The organism is Agrobacterium vitis, assembly GCF_014926405.1.
GTDB lineage: Bacteria > Pseudomonadota > Alphaproteobacteria > Rhizobiales > Rhizobiaceae > Allorhizobium > Allorhizobium vitis_H.
Window position 1 is genome coordinate 172,560 of record NZ_JACXXJ020000004.1, and the last position, 22,872, is coordinate 195,431.

Sequence of the window (22,872 nt, forward strand, 5' to 3'; positions counted from 1 at the left end):
TTTTGTGGCGGCAAAAACAGGTCACGACAACTGAGACGGAAAAGCCATGTGCCGTCAATCGCGAGGGGCGACATTGGCTGCTTGCCGTGCCCTTACGGTTCCTTAACAATAGCGCTGTCGAGACGGGCAGGGCCGGCTTTTGTGTGAGGCTGCGGAGAGTGTATTCCCTGACTGTATATTAATTGGAACTCTCAACGATTGGATCGGGTCGCTCATACTGTCCGGGCGAGCGCCGGACTGCCTGACACCATGATTGCAGTTGGTGGTTCCTGTCCAATCAACCCTGACCAACGATACCTCTATTCTTGCGTCTCTTCGGAGTGACGACAAAACGTGCGGGACATCTACCCCAAAATCTGAATTGTCGCTCAACGATGAAGTCTGATTTCGCTGGCGGTGTCAGCAATTCCAAAGCCTGTAAGCGCATCTGTCCCGTTCACGAACGAGCGGCTAATTTTTGTTGCGTTGCGGTGTTCGAAGAGCTGTCATAACGCGGAACTTCGCCGGAGTGAGGCCGGTAGCGCTCCGAAAGGCCTTTGTGAAATTGGCCTGTGACGAGAAGCCTGCCGCAAAAGCGATCTCTGCGATATGGCTGTCATCGCGTGTCAGGCGCTGTTTTGCGAGTTCGAGGCGCAAATCCCTCACATAATTATGGGGAGTCTTGCCGGTTGCAGCCCTAAAACTGCGGGCAAAGTGCGCCACGCTCATGCAGGCAATCGTGGCAAGGTCGACAACCGTGAAATCATTTTCCAGATGCGCGTCTATATAGTCCTTGACCCGCGAAAGGCGCTTCTGGTCTAGCGGCCGATCCTGTGCGGAAGACGGTTTTGGACGAAGGTCGGTTGCGGAATACCGCTTGATGAGATGCGCAGACAGGGAAATGGCCAGGGTTTCCATCAGCAACCGCCCGGCAGGGCTCTCCTCCGCCATTTCCTTGAGGATCTCGGTCGCTATGAATTCAATGAACGGGTCGCTGGCGATGCTCTCGTAGCGCAGTTCCACGCGGGCCGGATCAAGATCGTGTTCGCGCAGGATTGTCTCGTCGAAAGGCTGCCCCGACAGAAAGATGTGCAGACAGTCATCGATCGATTCGGTGACGTTTATGAACTCTTCCTCGATCCCTGCAGGACAGAGCCAGATCGTGCCGGGTTTCGCCTGGGTGTATTGGCGCATGCCGCCGCCGATACGATCCACCACGGATCGACCGCGTAGCAGGATGGCAATTTCGGTTTCGCGTGGCACGAGCGAAGGCAGTTCACCCGGCGCATGGCTCCAGCGCTCGGCGAGCATATTGGTCCATCCGTGGGCATTGGATGTCTCCAGCATGGATCCGGTCACATATTTATCGACGGAATGTCCGAGCATGGCTTGGCCTCTCCTTCAGATTGGCGCCGCGACATATGGCTCAAAAAGACAAGCAAGATTTGCGCCAGCATCCAAGGAGGGGGTTTTCGCAGGAATGGAACAGTAAAAAGCAGTTTTGGATAACGCCGAGGGCTGAATTTTACAGCAGAATGCCACCATTCGAAGCGTGTAAGCGAGGTAAAAGCGATGGCCCGTTCTGTTGTTTTAGGTGCATGTCCGCATGACTGTCCTGATACCTGCTCGATCCTGACGACCGTCGAGGACGGCAAGGCGCTTGCTGTGCGGGGCAATCCAGACCATCCCTTCACCCGCGGCCGGCTCTGCGTGAAGGTCAACAATTACCAGGATCGGGTCTATAGCGATAAGCGTCTGCTTTACCCGATGCGGCGCGTCGGCCCTAAAGGCAGCGGCCAGTTCGTTCGAATCTCTTGGGAGGACGCGCTCGAAGAGATCGCCACCCGGTGGAAGGATATCATCGCGTCCGATGGCGCCCAGGCGATATTGCCCTACAGCTATCTTGGCACGCAGGGTATTCTCAATGGCCTCAATGTCGGCGATCCTCTGTTCAACAAGCTGGGCGCCTCGGTGAGCGAGCGCACCTTCTGTGATTCAGGCTCATGCACGGCCTATATGATGACGATTGGGCATACACCGGGTGTCGATCCCGAGAGCTTCGTTCATTCCAAATATATCATTCTCTGGGCCTGCAACACGCTCAGTACCAATTCGCATCATTGGCCCTTCATCGAGGAAGCCCGAAAGAGAGGTGCTAAACTTGTGGTGATCGATCCGGTGCGTACCCGCACTGCGCGGCTTGCCGACTGGCACATTCCGATCCGGCCTGGCACGGATGGGGCACTGGCCATGGCCATGATGCACGTCATCATCACGGAAAATCTGGTGGATCGGGACTATGTCGACAAGCACACGCTGGGATATGACGAACTGGTTGAGCGGGTGGCGAAATACACACCGGAATTCGCCTCTTTGGAAACCGGCATTCCCGTTGATGACATCCTGAAACTGGCTCGCGAATACGCGACCACGCCTGCGGCGGTCGTGCGGATCGGGGTGGCGGTGGAACGTCATGCTGGCGGTGGCCAGACGGTTCGTGCCATTGCCTGCCTGCCAGCGTTGATCGGCGCATGGAAACATGTCGGCGGAGGGCTTCTGCAATTGCCGATCTGGGCCTTCCCGGTAAACTGGGGCGGGCTGATGCGTCCCGATCTCCAGCCTGAGAAGATGCGGGTGATCAATTCCTGGCGCCTTGGCCAGGCGCTGACGGGCGCTCTTGAACTGGACCCTCCGATCCGTGCCTTGTTCGTATACAATGCCAATCCCATGGCCATGGTCACCGAGCAGGAAAAGCTGGAACAAGGGCTGGGGCGGGAAGATCTATTCACTGTCGTCAGCGAGCATTTCATCACCGACACTGCCAGATATGCTGATATCCTTTTGCCAGCGACCACGCAGCTGGAACAGAAGGACATCATGTTCTCCTGGGGCCATCTCTATCTGTCCTACAACAATCCAGCGATCGAACCGCTCGGCGAGGCGGTTTCAAACACGGAAATGTTCCGGCGCCTTGCCAGCGCGCTGGACATCGACGATCCCTTCTTCTTCCGCTCGGACGACGAGATGATCGAAGCATCGATGGATTGGGCAAGCCCGGTTCTTGAAGGGATCACGCTCGATCAATTGAAACAGTCGGGATATATGCGATTGAACATGCCGGCTGCCGACCGATGGGCGCCGCATCGTGACGGAAATTTTCCGACACCTACGGGCAAATGCGAATTCAAATCAACCCTCGCCGACGGCGGCAATTTCGTCGCCCCGCTGTTCAGGCAGGGTTACGGTGGCGACCAATCGGGCGAAGCGGTCGATCCGCTCCCGCATTACATCCGTCCCAACGAGAGCCCCGCAACCCATCCGGTTCTGGCGCAGCAGTATCCGCTCAGCCTGATTTCTCCGAAAAGCCACGCTTTTCTCAACTCGAATTACGGGAATCTGCCGGCGCAGATTGCGCAGGCCGGCGAGGAGCAGGCGGTGCTGCTGCACCCTGACGACGCCAGCGAACGCGGTATCATCGCCGGAGCGCCGATCCGCGTGTTCAATGATCGCGGAATGTTCGAGGCATTCGCGACATTGTCGCCCGATGTCATGCGTGGCGTTGTGGTTGCTCCGTCCGGCTACTGGCAGCGCTCCAACCGAAAGGGCGCGACCGTGCATGCCGTGACGCCGCCCGCCTATGCCGATCTCGGTCGGGCGCCGACATTTTCCGATGCGCTGGTCCAGGTTGCAATGGCCTGACTCCTTCAAGATTTTCCGGGCGGATGATGGCGTGTTCACCAAATCGTCTGCCGCATATGATGAAAGCTGACCATGACCTATGTTGTAACCGACCAATGCTCCGGATGCCGCTATACGGAATGCGTGACCGTATGTCCCGTCGAGTGTTTTCATATCGATGAGGAAATGACCTATATCGATCCCGATAACTGCATCGATTGCGGTGGTTGTGCGCCTGTTTGTCCCGTCGGCGCCATTCATGCGTCATATCTCCTGCCAGCCGACAAGCAGAAGTGGATTGAAATCAATCGTCGCCGCGCTGCAGAAACGCCGGTGGTCGCCAGTCGGCTGCCGCCCTTGCCAGGGGCTGAGGAGCGACGGCAGGCTCTGACATCATGACCATCCCAATTGCCGCCGCAACGAAGGCTGCTTCGCCTTTCCGCATCGCCATTGTCGGTGCAGGCCCGAGCGGCTTCTACGCCGCCGAAGCTCTGTTGAGAGCACCGATCAACATTCAAGTCGACATGTTCGAGCGGCTGCCGGTGCCCTACGGCCTGGTGCGGTTCGGCGTGGCGCCGGATCATCCGAAGTTGAAACAGGTGACCGCCGTATTCGATCGTATTGCCAGCATGCCCGGCTTCCGCTTTGTCGGCGGGATCGACGTGGGGATCGACGTGACGATAGACACGCTGTTTGACTGCTATCATGCCGTCATTCTTGCGACGGGTGCTGCGTTAGGTCGAAAGATGGGTATTCCTGGCGAGAGCCTGCCGGGAAGCCACCAGGCTAGCGATTTCGTCGGCTGGTATAACGGTCACCCTGACTATCGCGATTGCTGCTTCGACCTCTCCGGTGAGCGTGCGGTGATTGTCGGACATGGAAATGTCGCTCTCGATATTGCCCGCATCCTGCTGAAGACGACCGACGAGTTGCGTCATAGCGACATCGCGGCCCATGCGCTGGAGGCCTTAGCCGAAAGCAAGATCCGCGAGGTGCAGGTCGTCGGGCGTCGTGGCCTGCTCGAAACGCGCTTTTCGGCCAAGGAATTGCAGGAGTTCAGCATGCTCTCGGACTGCGACCCCGTCCTTGATCCGGACGATCCGGTGCCGGATGTCGCCGCTTTGCCTGATGGCATTGACGCCGAGAAAAGGGCAGCTGTCAGCATGCTGGCATCGTTCTCGACGCAGATCTCGGATCGGAAGCGGCGTTGCGTGTTCCGGTTCCATCTGCAGCCGCACGCTATCGAGGGAAGAGATCGGGTTGAGCGGATGGTATTCAGCCGAGGCTCCAGCCTATCCGGCGATAGGCCTATGCCGGTTTCCATCGACTGCGATCTCGTATTTTCCAGCATCGGCAGACGGTCTGCGCCCGTTCCGGGCGTTGCCTATGACGAGGCGAGGGGCGTTCATGCCAATGTAGCAGGACGAGGCCCTCATCAAGCGACCTATGTTTGTGGGTGGAGCAAGCGCGGCCCACAAGGCACGATTGGTACCAACAGGGCATGCGCAGTCGAAACCGTGCAGCATGTTCTTGCCGATCTTTCCAGCAATGGTCATCGCGTGCTCGCGGATGCCGATACCTTGATCGCAAGGCTGGCCGGCAAGCATGGTGTCCACATCGATTTCGCGTCGTGGCAGGCTATCGATGCTGCGGAATTGGAGCAAGGCCGCCTTGCTGGAAAGCCCCGAGAAAAATTTTTGTCTGTCGACCAGATGATTGCCGTCGTCACAAAGAGGCGCACAGCATGCTAACCCCCGGGACTGCCTTGCCTTCGTGTGGTCTGATCGACCGGTTCGGTCGCCGCGTGACTTATCTACGTCTTTCAGTGACCGATCGTTGCGATCTACGCTGCATGTATTGCATGCCGGAAAACATGACATTCATGCCGAAGCGTGATGTGCTGTCGATTGATGAGCTGGAACGTCTTGCGGTTGCCTTCATCCGATCCGGCGTCACGCGGATCCGCCTCACGGGTGGTGAACCTCTCGTTCGCAAGGGTATCATCGACTTAATTCGCTCGCTGGGACGCAATTTGCAAGGCGGTCCGCTGCAAGAGCTGACATTGACGACGAACGGCACTCAGCTTGCCCGTTATGCTGAAGACTTGGCGCAGGCGGGTATTCGACGCCTCAATGTTTCGCTTGATACACTCGCGCCAGAGCGGTTTCGCACTTTGACGCGGGGTGGCTCGCTTGACACGGTGCTTGAGGGCATCGATGCGGCCCGTGCAGCGGGGCTTGCGGTCAAGATCAATACGGTGGCACTCCGGGACAGCACCGAACAGGAAATCCACGATCTTATCGCGTTTGCCCATGGCCGCGGCATGATGCTTTCTCTGATCGAGACGATGCCGCTTGGAGATATCGGTGTTGACCGCATCGATCAGTATCTTCCACTCAACGAATTGCGCAAGACGATTGAAACCCGCTGGTCACTGACAGATATTCCCCTGCGGACGGGTGGCCCGGCGCGCTATGCCCGCATTGCCGAAACCGGAGGAACAATTGGCTTCATCACGCCGCTGACACATAATTTCTGCGAAGGCTGCAACCGTGTTCGCGTAACCGCTGCCGGTGTGCTTCACACTTGCCTGGGGCAGGAAGACGCCGTTGATCTCAAAGCGGTGATGCGCCGGTCGCCATATGATCAGGATCTGTTTGCCGCAATCAACCAGGCGATCCTGGACAAATCGCGTGGGCACGACTTTGCGATCGACCGAACCAACGCCCCGATAACGATCAGCCGGCATATGTCCGCCACCGGTGGCTGATGCATGTCTGCTGTATCGAATGCCTCTCCTGAAGGGAAAGAGGATACGCTTTGCCCTTAAGAAAGCTGGTGCTGTTGATTTTCACTCTGAAATGAGCCGTATTTCCATTCGGTCCCGATCCGGTCTACGTTTAGTCGTGATTTGAAACGTTTGATCAATTCAAGGCGCGTCCTTCACCCGGCAGCGAGAGCGGGGTCATCATCGGCGCCGATCGTGGCCCCATCCGACCTTCATTTCATCTCAATACATCAGAGATCTACGGGACAGGTCATTGGGGTAAATCTCCGGTGCTGATTTACAGTGTATGCAGGAGCCAACGGGAGGAGGCGTTCGATCACAGCGACAGCTTTCGAGCAGCCCGCTGCGCTGCGGCCTTTGCGTCATCCATGGCGGGCTTGCGGATTTTCAGGAAGGCATTGGCGATGTTAGGACCGGCCTTGTCGGGACTGCCAGCGTCAAAAGGCGGCTTGGGATCATATTCAATGATGAGCTGGATGCGCTTTGCAAGGTCTTCCCCGCGCAATCTGGCAACCACGGAGAGGCCAAAATCGATCCCTGCGGTGGTCCCGCCGCCTGTGATGAGATTGCCGTCCTCTACCACGCGCTCATTGACGGGAATTGCACCGAATGTTGGCAGGAGGTCGCGGACGTTCCAGAGCGTTGTTGCTCTCTTGCCCTTGAGTAAACCTGCCGCGCCGAGGACCAGTGATCCCGTGCAGACGGCGGTCACATATTTTGCGCCAGCTGCCATCTCCCTGACAAAGGCAAGCGTCTCCGCGTCTTCCATCAGTTCAGTCGAGCCGACAAGTCCACCAGGAATGAAGAAGACATCGACGTTTCGAGGGCATTTCTTGAACGTGGTCGTTGCTGTGACGGGAATACCGACATCCGTCGATACCGGCGTCTGGTCTTTCCAGACCAGGTGAATCTTTCCCCTGGTGATGTTGAAAACGGTCATCGGACCGAGCAGATCCAGCAGGATCATCTTAGGGTGGACCAGCATGGCAAAAACCGGTCCATCCGGCGAGAGGGGTGGCGTTTGAGCCGATGCAATGCCGTTGTTCAGCAGCAGGCCTGCGCCTGCTGCTGTGAAAAGCACATTGAAGTCCCGACGGTTCATGATCGTTGTCCTGGTGAAGGGAGAATGAGGCTGTCGCTCAGCTGCTGTCCGGCGGTCTTTGCGCCAGGACCGCTCGAAAGTAGCTCCCGGATTTTCGTGATGGCCTGTTGCTTGTCGAGACCGTAGGGAATCATGTCCTTCAGCCGACCGTCTGCGCCGACGAGAAGCAAGGACACCGTGTGGCTCATGTGGTAATCGCCATCTTCACTCGGCAGCTTGCTCGCATGGATCATCCAGCCATCGACGACCTTCTTCATTTCCTCCGGTTTCCCGGTGATACCAGTAATGCGGTCCGTAAAGGCCGTGACATAGCCGTGCATGACCTCCGGCGTGTCGCGCTCCGGGTCGATCGAGAAGAAATAGGCCTTCAGGTCTTTGCCCTCAGGGCCCAGCGTCTTCAGCCAATCGGCCACTTCATAGAGCGTTGTCGGGCAGACTTCCGGGCAATGGGTATAGCCAAAATAAACCAGTGCTGGCGAACCATGAAAAATTGACGGGCCGACCGGATTTCCCCGGTCGTCGGTGAGCTCGAACTGTGTGCGAAACGGACCCGGCCGTGGGCTGTCATAAGCAACCCAGATCATGACGCCGATCAAGGATGTCACGAACAGCCCGGCTACGGCGAGTGCCAGAATTATCAGTGGGCTGCGCGTCATTTTCCATGATCCTTGTGCACGTCGTGCCCGCCGTGATCCTCGGCGCCCTCGACCATGACGGTACCTTCAAAGCTTGCAAACAGCGCCAGTGTCTTTGCGTCGACATGGGCTTCAGCCTCCGCGAGCTTGGCGGAGAGGGCGCTTGCGTCATTGTCTGAGAGGCCCATTTCCTTAAGGGCAGTGGCTTGCTTCAAGCCATCGCCGCTGCACAGATGAATGCTCCACACATCGCCCTTCTTCTTCAGCAGCGCACGGCCACCACGACCCTCTTGGGTCCAGCCGGCGATGGCCCAGTCCTCCTGCACAACGACAGGGGCGACGGAGAGAGGCTTGTCGGCCGTCGCGAACGCGGCTTTCAACTTGGCCGGAATGGCTTCTTGAGGATCGGCAGATTGCGGCGGCATCTGCATTGCGGCGTGGTCGCCGTGCTTTGCATGGCCGTCGTGCTTCATTTCAGGCGCACCACCAGCCGGTGAACCAACGGAGAATTCGACCTCGACCGATCCCGCCTTTTCGAAAGTGAGAGTTGCCTTGACGGTTTCACCCTCCTTGAACGCCTGTTGCACGTTCATGAACATCACGTGGTAGCCGCCGGGCTTCAGCTCTATGGTTTGGCCTTTGGGAATGACAATGCCGCCCTGAAGCTCGCGCATGATCATGACGCCAGCATCGATTTTCATCTCGTGGAGCTGGATCGATCCGGCCCGGTCCGAGGTTGCGCTCACCAGCCTGTCGTCTGTGCCGCCTTCATTGGTCAGCTTCAGATATCCGCCGCCGACCTTGGCACCCGGCAGCATGGCACGGGCGTAGGGATGACCAATTTCGATGTCGCCGACCTTGAACTCGTGGGCCAGGGCAGGTGAGACAAATGCGAGCGTTGCAATCACAATGGTCGCAAATCTGCTGGTTCGGGATTTCATGGTGTTTCCTCCATAGGGCTTGTTTCAATTGAAGTGGGTGAAAGCGGTAGAATGACCGGGATTCCCGACTGGCTCTGGATAAACTCAGCTTCGATCCCATAGACGGATCGCAGGATGTCCGGCGTAATCACCGTGTCGAAAGCCCCGTGTCCGATGAGCCTACCGCCGTTCAGAAGCATGACCGTGTCGCTATGGCGGGCTGCCAGGTTGAGATCATGGACGGCGATCACGACCAGTGCGCCAGTCCGCTCCACGTAATCCCTCAGTCGTTTGAGAACATGCATCTGGTGCCGGACGTCCAGAGCGCTGGTCGCCTCATCGAGCAGCAACAGTTGCGGTTCGCGCAGCAGGCGTTGTGCAAGCAGCACCAATTGTTGCTGACCGCCGGAAAGGGTCAGCATGCTGCGGGTTGCGAGATCGCTGATCCCGAAGAAGGCCAATATCCGAGAAGCCGCCGCAAGCATGTCACTGGCAATCTGCCAGCCAAGCTGCTCATGACGGCCGAGCAGGACGACTTCGAGCACGGACAAGTCAGCCCTCACCTGGCATTGCTGCGGCATGAAACCGATATCGCGGGCGCCGACCGGCTTGCCGTTCCACAGAACCTTGCCTTTCGCGGGCACCTGCCCGGCGATCGCGTTCAGCAGGGTGGACTTGCCGGCACCATTCGGGCCGATCAGGCCAACGATCTGCCCAGCAGCAATAGAGGTCGATACACCTGAAACAATCGTGGTGCGCCCATGTTGGACGCCTACGTCTCTCAAGACCAGCCGCGCCGTCATGTCAGGCCTCGCTGACCGCGTTTGGCGATGACGACAAACAGCATCGGTACACCTGCGATGGCCGTGATGATGCCGACCGGAATGACGGCAGCCGGAGAGATGAATTTTCCGAACACGCACGCGCCGATCAGAATGATGGCTCCCGTTAGGGCTGCCAGCGGCAGGGAGAACCGATGGTCCTCTCCGACGAGTGCGCGGGCAACATGCGGTGCGATGAGCCCAACAAAGCCGATGGTTCCGACGAAGGAGACGGCTCCGGCTGTCAACAATGCCACGATCAGGAAGGTATTCCGACGGATTTTCTCAACCGATAGCCCGAGGCTTCGGGCATTGGCATCTCCGAGACGCAACGTGGTCAAGGCCCAGGTGCTACGGGCAATGAAGGGAAGGCAGGCGCATGCAATCGCAGCACTCACTGTGACGCTCGTCCAGCTTGACTTCAAGAGGCTGCCGAATAGCCAGAAGACAATCTGCTGCAAGACTTCCGGTGACGCCAGAAACTGAAGCAGGGACTGGAGCGATTGGAAGAAGAACAACACCGCAATGCCTCCAAGCACGAGGATTTCCGGTGTCGCGCCACGAAGCCGCGCGATCAGATAGACCAGAGCACAGGCCACCAGGGTCATCACAAAGGCGCAGGCGGGGATGACGATGAAACCGGGCAGCGGGATGAGCGAGCCGAACATGATCGCTAATGCCGCACCAAAGCCTGCCGCTGCCGAAAAGCCGAGTGTGAAGGGGCTGGCCAGCGGATTGCCAAGGATCGTCTGCATTTGCAGGCCGGCAAGGCCGAGGCAGGCGCCGACCAGGACGCCCATGACAGTTTGCGGCATGCGCAATTGCCACAGGATCGTTGCAACCATGCGGTCGTCACCGGCAGGCCCGGCGAGAAGCCCATGCCATACTTCGGCAAGCGGCATGCCGGATGGACCGGTGGTGAGATCGAGCACCATCAGCAAAACAAGGCAAATGAGGGCGCCGATCATGACTAAAGTCCGACGAGCGGATGCGCGGCGATAGCCGTCGCGCATCCCATCAATCTCTGCGGAAAAGGTCGTCATTGTCCGTTCGTTTCATAAGGGAGAACAAACACACCGTCGGCCTTGATCGGCAGCCAATTATTATAATAATCAGCAATGTTCTTTGCCGGATCGACGTTCTTGAAGGCATCCGGATAGAGCTGTTTGGCGATATATTGCGCATACACATAGTCGGACAGCGTGCGTGCGCCGCCATGGTAGATCGCATGCACGCCGCCCTCTTTTACGGCTGGCAGATCCGACCAGCCAGGACGGGCGAGATAGGCCTTCATGCGTTGGCGGGTAACAGCCGGATCAGCCCCAAAGCCGACCTGCACCGATTGCGGTTTGTTCAACCACTCCGACCCGCCCAGAAAAATCAGGTCCGGCTTTTGTGCCAGGACATATTCCGGGCTTAGCGGTCCCCAATTGCCGATCTGTCCCTTGGCAATGTTATGGCCGCCAAGCCTGTCGACCAGCGCGCCCCACATCGTATCGCCGTAGGAGTTCCCGACTTCATCCGGCCCTTTCTGAGCCAGTTCGACATAGACCTTCTTGTCCGTCGGGCCGGCTTTCTGGATGCGGGCCTGAACGTCTGCCATCGCATCCTTGTAGTTTTTGGCGAGCTTTTCGGCGCGGTCTTGCGTCCCCATCAGCTTGCCGAGAGCCAAGGTGGATGCGACATGTTTCTCGACCGTCTGGGCATTGTAGTCGAGCGTCACGATTGGAATGCCAGCCGCCTCTAACTGCTTGGTGCCTTCGCCGAGCGCGTCATAGGACCAGGCCGCCAGAATAAGCAGGTCGGGCTTGGCCGCAATCACCTTCTCGATCGAAAATGTATTGTCTTCGGTACTATCGATGTCGGGAATGGAGGCGAGCTTTGGCAGCGCCTTTTCATAGGCCGCGAACTGGTTTGGCCGCCAATCCTTCCAGGGGGAGAGGGAGAGGGCTACGACTTTGTCGAGCGCGCCGGGTCCGGCGATGGCAAGATAATCCTCATAATAGAAGCTGAGGACAACACGTTGCGGTACTTTGGGTACGGTGACGGTGCGTCCCTTGACGTCGGTAACTGTAATGTCGGCAAAGGCGCTGGCTGTCATGGCCATCAGGCCGACAAAGGCGGAGAAGACTAGTTTTTTCATGGAGTTTCCTTGCGCTAAATCTTGGCGGGTGGGCGATCCTGCGCCAACCACAATGTTAAAAGGCGGGCAGCTCAGCGCGCGCGTGAGCGGCTTGACGCGCCTGACGATGAGATAGTCGAGGCCGATCACCGTCCGCAGAACGGCACCGGTCAGCGGTAAAAGAAGCGAGATGGCGAACATGATAACTGTCCCCCAGTGTTATGACGGTTGAAGAGAGGCTTTACGCTTTCCGGATGTCTGCCTGGCAAGCGAAGGCTGGCCTGAGGCGAGAAACCGCAAGGCGTTCTCGTCGGCTATGGTGATGATTTCGGGATGGTTGAAGGTGAGTATACCGCTGCGCTTGAAGCTGTTGAGGCAACGACTGACGGTCTCAAGTGTCAGTCCTAACCAATCGGCAAGATCGGCTCTGGTCAGGAAAAGCCTGAATGTCGTTTTCCGCAGCTGCGAAGCCTTCGACGTCCGGGCAAACCTCTCAGCGAGATCGAGGAGGGCAAACGCAACTTTTTCCTGGGCCGTTTTTCGGCCGAGCAAGGTCACTAATGCTTGCGACCGGTGCAGCATATGCTTGAGCGCACTACCGAGGGCGTGATCGGTGAGCTGCGCAACCGGTTGAATCTGCGTAAACGCCAAGGTTTCGGCACAGCAATTGACAGAGCTGCCAATCGATAGTCCGAGAAAGGAGCCCGGCCCAAGGATATCAAGTATTTGTCTGCGACCGTCGTGCAGCGATTGATAGAGTGCGATGCACCCGTCCTTGAGTAGAAATTCGCTTGATCGTGGGAAATCATGCAGGAAAACTCTGGTGCGCGGTGCAACGAGCTTGCACATCTGAGATTTACTGCCGATTTCGGCGGGAATCAGAAAATCGATTGGGAATACGGGCGATACTTCACCCAATGCTGTCGTGTTGAACATGACGTGTGTCCGGCGCTACGCCGGTCGTCACGTTCTAGAGTTTGGAACGTTCAACCGGCGCTGACTGAAGGGCTGCTGCGAAATGCAGCAGTGGTTTCAGGCAATAGTGCCGGTCGGGGGGCCACGTGGGCTTGCGTTGGGAGGAAACAGCTGACGGTAAAAGGCTTCACGACGGATCGGAATATGAATTTCTGTTGCAACGACGATTGCTTGGCCAATTGAATCGGCAGGGGTCGGCAAGACAATGGACGCCGTTATCCGGCAGGCTTCGCAACCTGTGCCGAGATCATGGCTAGGATGCTTTCCCTCGTCATGCTGGCTTGGTAGGCAAAGAACCGGGAGGGTCCCGTCGGGCAGGGTATATGATGCAACTTCTGAAAGCGGAATTGCCGATTCGATGACGGGTATCTTATGGGCAAATCCGACGCACAACAGGGCAATGGCGCATATGATGCGCACCATTTTCGCCATGTCTGACACGGTTGCCGCCATCCAGATTGATCCCCTTCAGATTACGATTAGGCGTTCTTCCAAACGTTCGCAATGCGGCATTTTGTGCCGCGTCAGGATTTCTATAGGTTGTTCTGTTGTTATTTTTTGATGGAAAAAGCGTACCCGGTTTGTCTGCGCAGTTCGGAACGTTTTGACAAGCGGATGTCCTTGTCAATTATGCAGTTGGCGCGGATAGGCTGGCAGAATGGCCGACTTCAGCAGCAGGGAGGCCGGGTGGCTGACATGGGCCAGCGCGCCAGTTGGGGTTTCCTCGACAATGCGGCCCGCATCCATGATCAGCACCCGTGATGCAAACCGCTCAACCAAGCGCAGATCATGGGTGACAAACAGATAGGCAATCCCGGTTTTGTCCTGCAAATCTTTCAAAAGAGACAGGGCCGAGGTCTGGAGATGAAGATCGAGGTTGGACACGGCCTCGTCCAGAATAATCAGTTTGGGAGAGCAGGCGAGGGCGCGGGCAATGCAGACGCGTTGTAGCTGGCCGCCGCTGACCTGTCCCGGCAATTTCGAGGCAATGGCAAGGGGAAGCTCCACCATGTCCAGCACCTCGCGCAGGCGGTGCTCGCGGTCGGCTTCATTGAGGGTGGTGAGATGGCGCAGCGGCTCTGCAATAATGGCGCGAATGTCAAAACGGGGGTTAACGGCGCTGGGGGAGTCTTGAAACACCATTTGAACACTGCGTCGAAAAGCGGCTTTCTCCGCCTTTGCGAGCTTGCCAAGGGCTGTGCCGTTGAAACAGATCTCGCCCTTGTCTGGCTGTTCCAGACCCGCCAGTAATCTGGCCAGTGTGCTTTTGCCACAGCCGCTGCGGCCGAGAAGGGCGACGGTTTCGCTGTTGGCAATGGAAAGCGAGACATCATCCACAACCGTTCGGGCCGGACTTGCGCCAAGCAGCGAGTAGTGCTGATAATGTTTGCTCAGATGTTTTGCTTGCAGCAGTGTCATTGCGCCAGCTCCAGACCGTAGAGGGAGAGGTGCGCCCGCACCAACATGCGTGTTACCGGATGTTGGGGCGCATGGAAAATGTCCATGACGCTGCCCGTCTCAACCAGCTTGCCATGATCGATCACCGCCACATCATCGGCCAAGCGCGCCACCACGCCCATATCATGGGTGACGAGCAAAACGCCCAAGCCCTGTTGTCTGGCCACGCGCTCGATCAAATCCAGCACCTGCATTTGCACAATCAGGTCAAGGTCCGTGGTTGGCTCATCGGCAAACAGAAACGGTGCGCCGGACATGAGGGCAAGGGCAATCATCATCCGTTGCAACATGCCGCCACTCATCTCAAAAGCATGCATATCCAGAATGCGCTGCGGCTCTTCAAGCCCGACGTCGTGCATAAAGGCCAAAGCCTGTTGCAGGTCATTGTCTGGTGACAACCGACCCGCGGCTTTCAGTGTCTCAATCACATGATGACGCATGGTTCGCACAGGATTAAAGGCGCTGCGCGGGTTTTGCAAAATGGTGGCCACCGTCTTGCCACGCAAGTCCGCAGGCAAGGCAGGCTGACCATCCAGCGCCAGAGTGCCATTGGTGACCGTGACACCAGCAGGTGCCACGCCAAGACTTGCTGAACAGGTCAGAGATTTTCCTGAGCCACTGGCACCAACCAGCGCAAGAATGCGACCGCGTTTAAGCTCAAGTGAGAGATGATCGACAAGAGCGGGATGACCATCAGAGTCCGATGGATGAACCGTCAGGTTCTGGATGGAGAGGGTCTGGATCATTCGTGCCCATGCTCCATACGCAAATGGGGATCGAGCCTGTCGCGCAGGGCATCGCCCAGAATATTGAAAGCCATGACACTGATAAACAGGGTTAATCCCGGCCACAGGATCAGCGACGGCGCTGTCCAGACATATTGGCGCGCATCATTGATCATCACGCCCCATTCCGCCGTGGGCGCTGTCACGCCCAATCCCAGAAAAGACAGGCCAGAGACATGCAGCATGATATGGCCGATATCCAACGTTGCCAGCACCACCAGCTGAGACAGGGTTGCGGGAAGCAGGTGATCCATAAAGGTTCTGATTGGTCCAGCACCGCTCATGCGCGCCGCCAGCAGAAATTCCCGATGGCGCAGGGACAGCACAATTCCCCGCACAATCCGGGCATACCAGGCCCAGTGGGAAAGAGCGATGGCGAGGATGACATTGGTAAGGCCCGTGCCCAGCATTCCAACCATAAACAGCGCCAGCACAAGGGTTGGAAAGGTCAAAAACACATCGGCAATGCGCATGATCAGCTGATCGGTGCGCCCGCCGATAACGCCTGCGGTTCCCCCAAGCACAATGCCGGTGACCATGATCAGGCCCAGCGCAATGGCGACAGACCCCAGCGAGACACGGGCACCAGCAACCAGACGCGAGAAAATATCGCGGCCCAAGTGATCAGTTCCAAGCCAGTGGCTCAGGTCTGGCGGCTGAAGCCGCTCCGATAATTCGACAAAATTCGGATCATGCGGCGAAATCCATGGCCCCGCAATCGTGGCCACCACCAGCAGCAGAACGATGACACCACAGGCTTTGACGCCGAGAGACGACGACTGCCAAAAGCCAGCCGGGCGAGGGCGGGAGAGCAATGTTGAGGCTTTCGTCATTCGACATGCCCCGCTGACAGCCTGATCCGTGGGTCTGCCCATGCATAGGCAATATCGACCAGAAGATTACAGGTCACAAAAATGCCCACCATCAACAAGGTAAAACACTGAATGACGGGATAATCCCGATTCAGGATGGCAGAAACGGCATAGCGGCCAACACCGGGCCAGCCGAAAATACTCTCAATCACCAGCGTGCCGCCAAGCAATTCGCCGACATGCATGCCCGTGGCAGTGATGATTGGCAAAAGCGCGTTTCTGAGGATATGACCCCGTTCAACCCGCTGTCTGGAAAGGCCGCGCAGCCGGGCATAGAGCACATGGCGCTGCCCCGCAGCCTCCAGCATGCTGGCCCGCAACAGCCGCGCATTGATGGACAGTGACATGAATGCAATGGCAATGGCCGGCATGATCATATGGGCAAAGCCGCCGCGACCCATGGCGGGAAGCCAGCCGAGCTGCACGGAAAACACCAGCACCAGCAGAAAACCCAGCCAGAAATTGGGCATGGACACGCCGAGAAAAGACACCAGCCGCACGATATGATCCGGCAGCTTGTTACGGTGGCGCGATGCCCAGACCCCCATCGGGATGGAAATGGCAAAGGTCAGGATCAGCGCCAGCCCGGCCAGTTGCAGCGTTGCCGGAAGGTAGTAGAGCAAGTCGGGCAAAACCGGCCTTTGCGTGGCATAGGAGACGCCAAAATCCAACCGGAAGGCATGGCCCAACCAATCGATATATTGAGTGGCAATCGGGCGGTCGAGGCCAAGCATCTGCCGGGCGTCCGCCAGCGCCAAAGGCGTTGGCGGCACTTTGGACAGGCGTAAGTAATCCATGGCCGGATCGCTTGGCCCAAGCCGCAGCATGAGAAATATAACCAGTGATGCGCCAAGCAACATCGGGATCAGCAGCAAAATGCGCCGCAGGATAAACGCGCCCATGGATCAGTTCGCCTTTTGCCGGATCTGATCGAACGGAATTTCGCTCGACATCGCCCCAAACGGAATGGGGCCAAGCTCCTTTTTGGCAACGGCAATGGCGGTGACATAGGTGAGCGGCAGATAGACGGCTTCATCATGCAATCGGGTCAGAATATCCCGATACAGATCCTGCCGGATGTGTTCATCCGTAGAGATCAGCACGTCGCCGATGTCCTGATCAATCTTCGCCTTGTCCGGCAGGCCAAGCTGCGCCTGATAATCGGCATGGGAGGGAATGCGCATGGAGCTGACAAAGGCGTGGGGATCATAGGGAGGCCCCCAGGTGCGGTTGAAAATCATGCCAAACCGGCCATCGCGCTGGCGCGACAAAATGCTGCTTTCTTCCTCTCCGGTCAGGATAACCTGAATTCCCACCTTACCAAGATCAGCCTGCACAATCTCGGCCATGGATTTGCTGATGGCGTCTGTGCCGATAAAGCATAATTCGATGGACAGCGGCTTGCCATCCTTCTGCCGAACGCCTTTCGGCTCAAGGCGGGTCCAGCCAGCGTCATCCAGCAATTTTTCCGCAACGGATCGATCAAACTGGTAGGGTTTGAGGCCAATATTGGCATAGGGAACATTGGGGGCAAAAAGAGTGTCGGCGCGTTGCTGGGTGCCATAGAGCACCGTGGCAATCATCTTGTCCTTGTCCACCGCATGGTTGATGGCCTTGCGCACAGCAATGTCTTTTGTGGCACCAAGATTGGTGTTGATGGCCAGCACCAAGGTTTCCAAAGGCTGCGAAAGCTGCGTCGTATAGGTTCCCATTTTGCGGAAACGCTCAAACGTATCGGGAGAGATCGGCCCATCGGCCCCATAGATCAGATCAACATCGCCGGTCTCAAATGCAATGGCGCGGCTGTTGGGATCGGGAATAACCTTGACGGTCACGCTGTCGAAGGCAGGCTTGCCACCCCAATAGCGGTCGTTGCGGACAAACACGTCTTTCTCGCCCAAGCGGGTTTCTTGCAAAACCCATGGGCCAGTGCCAATCGGCTGGGCAATGCCATCCTTTGTGCCGCCCTGCTTGAACTGCGAAGGGGCGATAAACCGAAAGGGCCGGGGCAGGGACAATTCCTGAAGCAAAGGATAATAGGCGTGTTTCAGCGTGATGCGCACATGCAGCGGATCAACAATATCAGCGCTTTCGATTTCATTGGCCAATTCCAGCCATGCATGACGAGAGCGATTGGCCAGCACCGCATCAATATTGGCTTTTACCGCTGCTGCATCAAAGGGTTCGCCATTTGAAAAGCGCACACCGTCGCGCAATTGAAACGTATAGGTCCGCCCCTCGTTCGAAATCTCCCACGATTGCGCCAGCCATGGTTTGACGGTGCCATCGGCCTGACAACGCACCAGCGGCTCATACACCATGTTTTGCGCAAACATTTGATTGGGTGAATAGAGATGGGGATTGAGCGGCCCGACATTCATGGGCCATGAAAAATTCAACGTCTCGCCCGCCTGCGCATTGGTAAGAGGGCTGCAAAAGGCAAGCGTCAGCGCCAGTGCCGCATGGCGAAAGCAAGTTTTGATCATGGAAGGTCCTGCTGAGCAATCATGAAGTAAGATTTTTTTTCTGATACATCATACTGTCTTTGTCAGGTCAACCGTCTATCGGGACAAAGGCTGGAAGCGGATAAAAAAGGTGATACACCATACATCAGCATCAACGTCGGGAACAACCATGCAGCGTATTACCATCACCATTGACGACGACCTCATGACTGAGCTGGACCGAATGATTGAGGCAAAAGGCTATCAGAACCGCTCCGAAGCCTTGCGCGATCTGGCGCGGGCCGGGTTGAAGCAGGCCTCAATCGAGGAGGGGCATATTGCCCAATGTGCTGGTGTTTTGAGCTATGTGTATGACCATGAAGCCAGAGATTTGGCCAGCCGCCTGACCACGACCTTTCATGATCACCATGATCTCTCTGTGGCCAGCATGCATGTGCATCTGGATCAGCACCGCTGTCTTGAGATCAGCGTTTTGCGCGGCAAAACCGAAGAGGTGCGCCATTTTGCCGATCATGTGATGGCAGAACGCTCTGTCACCTATGGTGAGCTGAAAATTATCCCGGCATAAGCATCGAATGGGGACATGGCCGAGCCGGTGTTGTCACATTAGGTTTTTCAGGCCCAGAAGTCCCGAGGCGATGGTCGTCCAGTTCTCCGCTCCCGCATCGTGCCTCGCAAAGAGTGCGCTCTTAATGCCCAGTGTAATCCCCGTTCAGTCTGCTCATGTCGGCGATGACGTCGAGGTCCATTAACGTAGACATAGAAGCGCACAGTTTGTGACTCGTCTGTCCGCAATACGTAAGCCCACACTACCAACGCCAGATGCGGTCAACTTGCCGCTTACCTTTGACCGGACGCAGCCGAGTCTACCACGTGGCAGCACAATGAGGCATGACGACAAACGCCACGTCGCGGCAACCTTGTGTGCCGCTCTCAATATTCTCGATGGGCTGTTAACGTCATTCGCGACAGCTACGCGCCTCATAAGCAGCCGAAGGTTCGCGCCTGGCAAGGCATCGGCTGGACCTTTCATTCCGTTTTCGACCTGCAGGTGGCCATGAAAAGCTGGCAAGTCATTCACTTTAACGGACCACTCATAACGCTGTGGAGATTAGCATGCCTCAGCTTCTGTTGCCTTCAAGCCGGTTCATCAGGAAAAGTTCTCCAGTACGGCCAGGAACGTATGCCGATCGCCCTGTCCCTCCGTGAGCCGAACGCGGCCTTCGATATCTGCGAGGTGGTGATCCATTAGCTGCTGCGCCTTTGCCAGGTCCTTCGCTTTTATGGCGCTGACGATCAGGCGGTGGTGATCGGCGCCGCAATCGTCCTTCCGCTCTTCCTCATAGAGAGACATAACAAGAGATAGGCGCGCAACAATCTTCGACAGCATCTCCGTCATGACTGCGTTGCCGCCAAGTTCAGCCAGAACGACATGGAACTTGCCCGACAGCACGGTCTTCGACTTCTCGTCACCATGGTGATGGATATGCTCCTCCTCATCCGTCAGCTTTTCAAGAGCATCCAACTGGTCAACGGTCGCTCGGTCAATCACGAGCTCGAGAATGACATGTTCTAGCTTGCGTCTTGCCTCGAACAAGGCCTTTGCTTCTTCGATGCCAGGCTCAGCGACGAATGTGCCACGGTTTTTCTTGCGCTCCAGGAGATGGTCGCTCTCCAGGACGCCGAGCGCGCCACGCACAACTGTCCGGCTGACGCCGAAATGGTCGGCAATCGCATCCTCAAGGATCTTGACGCCTGGCTTGAGCGCACCTTCACCAATCGCCGTGGCAAGCGTGATCCGAATGCGCTCAGTCACGTCATCGTTGGCGTTTTCGCCCGTATCCGCCGCACCACCAACCTTCGGTGCGACCTTGGCGCTTTGGCGGCGCGTCACCTTCTTCATTTCCCTCTCCAGCTCCGATCAAGCGACGTAATTATGTCCATGATAATATTCCTGCGTATATGCGCTTACTGCATAATTCCTTAAATCGGAATCGATTTAAGGAGAAAATTATGCATTAGATTTAAAGTATTACAGCGTCCTTTGTGCGTTTTATAAAACGCACAAAGGACGCTGTAATACCAAAATCCAAATCTTCGCAACATTTTAGGATGGGCCGGCACCAGAAGCGACCGGCGCTCAACCTCTTATACCAAGCGCCATTTTCAATGACCCTTGGTATTCGATGTCAAGCCGCGTGCTGCTTTGTCGATGGCGTTGAAAGCGGAATGCTGTTTTGTGTGCAAACCTCTTCGATATGGCGCGCCGAGGTTTTGATAAACGTGATCGCCTCATTGAAACCGTAGGACTGATGCTGATAGCTTGGGTAGCCATACTGGTTGGCCTCATAGGTTTCCCAGTCCGGGATCTCTCCGGCGGCCACACGTTTCTCGAACGCATCCACCAGTGCCAGATAGGCCTCCAGTTCTTCGGCTGTCAGGTCAGGATGGCCAGCGCGCCAGATCGGGTCGTTGATCTCGATGCATTGGCGAGGATTGGCCTTGCGCGGTTTGTCTTCGACGGAGGCGGCGACTTCAAGGGAAAGGTTCAATTCGGGATTGGCCTTGGCAAGGATGGGGATGATCGTGGCGAAATCGACGATGCCCCGGCCGACCGGACGGGTCTGGAAATCGAGCCCCCCTGTGGCATGGCCGACATAGGCATCCTTGATGTGGGTCTGGCGAACATAGGGAGCAACGCGTTTTGCAGCGAAGACCGGATGTTCTGCCCGTTGCAGGCCGTTTGCTGTGTCGAAGACGACACCCATGCACTCCTCACCGACCGTTTCGATCAGCCGGAGGATTTCGAAGGAGGTGATCTCGTCATGGGTCTCCATGTTGAGGTGAACACCATTGGCGCGCGCCACGGGCGCCAGCTTTTGCAGCACCTTTTCAATGGCGGTCAATTGCTCGTCCCAGGTGACATCGGTCCGGAAGCGGTCATTGGCCAGACGCCCGCGATATTCTGATTTGAAATTTCCCGGCGACACCCAGAGTTCGCGACAGCCAATTGCTGCGCCCGCTTCGATCATCCTGATAAAGCCGAGGATGACGTCACCATCGCCGATTGCCCGGAATTCCGGGGCTTCCGCGCTGCAATAGGGGTTGATCTTGCCAATACCGGCTTCGAGGTAAAGGCCAAGCTCATCGGCTTTGGCCCTGATGTCGCGCAGTTCGCCCTGGTCCAGCGTCTCACTCATATCAAGGACCGTGCTGAAGAAGATGCCACCAAGACCGAGCTCCCTGACGTGATCAAGGCTTTTGAGTGGCCCACGCTTCTTGGCTTCGGGCAGTTTTTGTCCGTCAATTCCTAATCTCATGCTCTTCTCCGTGATGTTTCCTGATCGGATGCGCTGCAAAGGCGTTTCCGTTTGATTGGTGGCTGAGCGGCCAGTGCGTCAGCCGCGTCGCGGTTGATCTTTCTGTGCACCGGCGTTTCGACCTTTCGGTGCGAGGTGCTTTTCCAGAAAATACTGGCCGATCGAAGCGATGGTTGTGATGAGGAGGTACCAAAGCGACGCAACACACAGGAGCTCGATGACAAGAAAGTTGCGCGCGTAGATGGCCTGCGCCTGGGTCAGCAAATCCTGCATACCGATGACGGAGACGATGGCGCTGGCCTTCAGCATGCCAATCGCCTGGTTGCCGGTAGGTGGTACGATCAGACGGATCGCCTGGGGCAGAACCACGGCTCGAAGGGTCTGAAGTGGTCGCAAGCCGAGTGATGAGGCTGCCTCCCGCTGGCCCCGGTCGACGGCGGTCAGTCCGCCGCGAATGATCTCGCTCATATTGGCGGCTTCATGCAGGCCCAGCGCCAAGAACCCGGCAAGTGCCGGAGTGACGAGCGCGTTGATCGATATGGAGTAGCTTCCGATGCCCACTTCCGGAATGAACAACGCGATGTTGAACCAGAAGAAGATCTGGACGATGAGCGGCACGCCACGAAACCACCAGACGAAGGCAATTGCCAGGGCTTTCAAAACGATATTCTGACTTGTTGCCATGACAGCAACGATGCAGCCGAAAGCGATACCGAACACCATTGCGCCTGATGTCAGTTGCAAGGTCAGAACAACGCCGCTGAGGATGACTGGATCGACCATGTAATGGGGTATTTCGCCCCATTGAACGCTCTGGTTTCGCGCGACAATGGTGATGAGGAGCGCCAGCGCAAGAATCGCGCTGGTGCCTGATGTAATCTGCCCCCACCGTATCGGCTTGCCGATCGGAGGTGCGATAGCCATGCTGGCAGGTTGAGCCAAAAGCGACATG

Annotated in this window: 22 protein-coding genes; 5 read left to right on the top strand and 17 right to left on the bottom strand. The window is 57.1% G+C overall.

Annotation, left to right across the window (positions count from 1 at the left end):
• Nucleotides 1-450: 450 nt before the first annotated feature.
• Nucleotides 451-1,365 (bottom strand): AraC family transcriptional regulator, encoded by a 915-nt coding sequence (locus tag IEI95_RS09305; protein ID WP_156534394.1) that lies wholly within the window; start codon nt 1,363-1,365, stop codon nt 451-453.
• 186 nt (nt 1,366-1,551) lie between these two features.
• Between IEI95_RS09305 and IEI95_RS09310 the strand changes: the two genes are divergently transcribed.
• The 4 genes from IEI95_RS09310 (at nt 1,552) to moaA (ending at nt 6,427) form a co-directional block, all read left to right on the top strand.
• On the top strand, nt 1,552-3,678 hold the full coding sequence (locus IEI95_RS09310; protein ID WP_156534391.1) for a molybdopterin-dependent oxidoreductase: 2,127 nt from the start codon (nt 1,552-1,554) through the stop codon (nt 3,676-3,678).
• A gap of 72 nt (nt 3,679-3,750) precedes the next feature.
• Nucleotides 3,751-4,056: a 4Fe-4S binding protein gene (locus IEI95_RS09315; RefSeq protein WP_156534389.1), complete on the top strand. Its 306-nt coding sequence runs from the start codon at nt 3,751-3,753 to the stop codon at nt 4,054-4,056.
• Nucleotides 4,053-5,408, top strand: a complete 1,356-nt coding sequence (locus tag IEI95_RS09320) for an FAD-dependent oxidoreductase (protein WP_156534387.1) — start codon at nt 4,053-4,055, stop codon at nt 5,406-5,408. Before IEI95_RS09315 ends, IEI95_RS09320 begins: the two co-directional genes overlap by 4 nt.
• Complete coding sequence (gene moaA / locus IEI95_RS09325) at nt 5,402-6,427, top strand: GTP 3',8-cyclase MoaA (protein WP_156534385.1); 1,026 nt, start codon at nt 5,402-5,404, stop codon at nt 6,425-6,427. The genes IEI95_RS09320 and moaA overlap by 7 nt, the downstream gene beginning before the upstream one ends.
• Nucleotides 6,428-6,761: 334 nt before the next feature.
• On the opposite strand, the gene IEI95_RS09330 is transcribed toward moaA, so the two are convergent.
• The 13 genes from IEI95_RS09330 to nikA form a co-directional block, all read right to left on the bottom strand.
• The gene (locus tag IEI95_RS09330) at nt 6,762-7,547 is read right to left on the bottom strand and encodes a DJ-1/PfpI family protein (RefSeq protein ID WP_156534383.1); all 786 of its coding nucleotides are present in this window, start codon (nt 7,545-7,547) and stop codon (nt 6,762-6,764) included.
• The gene (locus IEI95_RS09335; protein WP_156534381.1) at nt 7,544-8,203 is read right to left on the bottom strand and encodes an SCO family protein; all 660 of its coding nucleotides are present in this window, start codon (nt 8,201-8,203) and stop codon (nt 7,544-7,546) included. The genes IEI95_RS09330 and IEI95_RS09335 overlap by 4 nt, the downstream gene beginning before the upstream one ends.
• Nucleotides 8,200-9,123 (bottom strand): copper uptake system-associated protein, encoded by a 924-nt coding sequence (locus IEI95_RS09340; protein WP_156534379.1) that lies wholly within the window; start codon nt 9,121-9,123, stop codon nt 8,200-8,202. The genes IEI95_RS09335 and IEI95_RS09340 overlap by 4 nt, the downstream gene beginning before the upstream one ends.
• Nucleotides 9,120-9,905: an ABC transporter ATP-binding protein gene (locus IEI95_RS09345; RefSeq protein ID WP_194416335.1), complete on the bottom strand. Its 786-nt coding sequence runs from the start codon at nt 9,903-9,905 to the stop codon at nt 9,120-9,122. The genes IEI95_RS09340 and IEI95_RS09345 overlap by 4 nt, the downstream gene beginning before the upstream one ends.
• Entirely contained in the window at nt 9,902-10,966 is a 1,065-nt protein-coding gene (locus IEI95_RS09350) for a FecCD family ABC transporter permease (protein WP_156619988.1), read from the bottom strand. The genes IEI95_RS09345 and IEI95_RS09350 overlap by 4 nt, the downstream gene beginning before the upstream one ends.
• Nucleotides 10,963-12,066, bottom strand: coding sequence for an ABC transporter substrate-binding protein (locus IEI95_RS09355; protein WP_194416336.1), 1,104 nt, complete (start codon nt 12,064-12,066; stop codon nt 10,963-10,965). The genes IEI95_RS09350 and IEI95_RS09355 overlap by 4 nt, the downstream gene beginning before the upstream one ends.
• A gap of 198 nt (nt 12,067-12,264) precedes the next feature.
• Nucleotides 12,265-12,981 (bottom strand): Crp/Fnr family transcriptional regulator, encoded by a 717-nt coding sequence (locus IEI95_RS09360; protein ID WP_234934194.1) that lies wholly within the window; start codon nt 12,979-12,981, stop codon nt 12,265-12,267.
• Nucleotides 12,982-13,077: 96 nt separating this feature from the next.
• The gene (locus IEI95_RS09365) at nt 13,078-13,473 is read right to left on the bottom strand and encodes a hypothetical protein (RefSeq protein WP_156534371.1); all 396 of its coding nucleotides are present in this window, start codon (nt 13,471-13,473) and stop codon (nt 13,078-13,080) included.
• Between the two features lie 171 nt (nt 13,474-13,644).
• Nucleotides 13,645-14,439, bottom strand: coding sequence for a nickel import ATP-binding protein NikE (gene nikE / locus IEI95_RS09370; protein ID WP_194416337.1), 795 nt, complete (start codon nt 14,437-14,439; stop codon nt 13,645-13,647).
• Nucleotides 14,436-15,224 (bottom strand): nickel import ATP-binding protein NikD, encoded by a 789-nt coding sequence (gene nikD, locus IEI95_RS09375; RefSeq protein ID WP_194416338.1) that lies wholly within the window; start codon nt 15,222-15,224, stop codon nt 14,436-14,438. Before nikD ends, nikE begins: the two co-directional genes overlap by 4 nt.
• Complete coding sequence (gene nikC, locus IEI95_RS09380) at nt 15,221-16,138, bottom strand: nickel ABC transporter permease subunit NikC (protein ID WP_420481788.1); 918 nt, start codon at nt 16,136-16,138, stop codon at nt 15,221-15,223. The genes nikD and nikC overlap by 4 nt, the downstream gene beginning before the upstream one ends.
• On the bottom strand, nt 16,093-17,037 hold the full coding sequence (gene nikB, locus IEI95_RS09385) for a nickel ABC transporter permease subunit NikB (RefSeq protein WP_015918652.1): 945 nt from the start codon (nt 17,035-17,037) through the stop codon (nt 16,093-16,095). The genes nikC and nikB overlap by 46 nt, the downstream gene beginning before the upstream one ends.
• A gap of 3 nt (nt 17,038-17,040) precedes the next feature.
• On the bottom strand, nt 17,041-18,621 hold the full coding sequence (gene nikA / locus IEI95_RS09390; protein ID WP_194416340.1) for a nickel ABC transporter substrate-binding protein: 1,581 nt from the start codon (nt 18,619-18,621) through the stop codon (nt 17,041-17,043).
• 148 nt (nt 18,622-18,769) lie between these two features.
• On the opposite strand from nikA, the gene nikR reads away from it, so the two are divergent.
• Nucleotides 18,770-19,168 (top strand): nickel-responsive transcriptional regulator NikR, encoded by a 399-nt coding sequence (gene nikR / locus IEI95_RS09395; RefSeq protein ID WP_071203514.1) that lies wholly within the window; start codon nt 18,770-18,772, stop codon nt 19,166-19,168.
• A gap of 582 nt (nt 19,169-19,750) precedes the next feature.
• Here the strand turns inward: nikR and IEI95_RS09400 are convergent.
• The 3 genes from IEI95_RS09400 to IEI95_RS09410 form a co-directional block, all read right to left on the bottom strand.
• Nucleotides 19,751-20,503, bottom strand: coding sequence for a GntR family transcriptional regulator (locus IEI95_RS09400; protein ID WP_194416341.1), 753 nt, complete (start codon nt 20,501-20,503; stop codon nt 19,751-19,753).
• A gap of 286 nt (nt 20,504-20,789) precedes the next feature.
• A complete protein-coding gene (locus IEI95_RS09405; protein ID WP_194416342.1) occupies nt 20,790-21,920 on the bottom strand; it encodes a sugar phosphate isomerase/epimerase family protein in 1,131 nt (376 codons plus the stop codon).
• Nucleotides 21,921-21,998: 78 nt separating this feature from the next.
• Nucleotides 21,999-22,871, bottom strand: a complete 873-nt coding sequence (locus tag IEI95_RS09410) for an amino acid ABC transporter permease (protein WP_156534353.1) — start codon at nt 22,869-22,871, stop codon at nt 21,999-22,001.
• Nucleotide 22,872 lies beyond the last annotated feature (1 nt).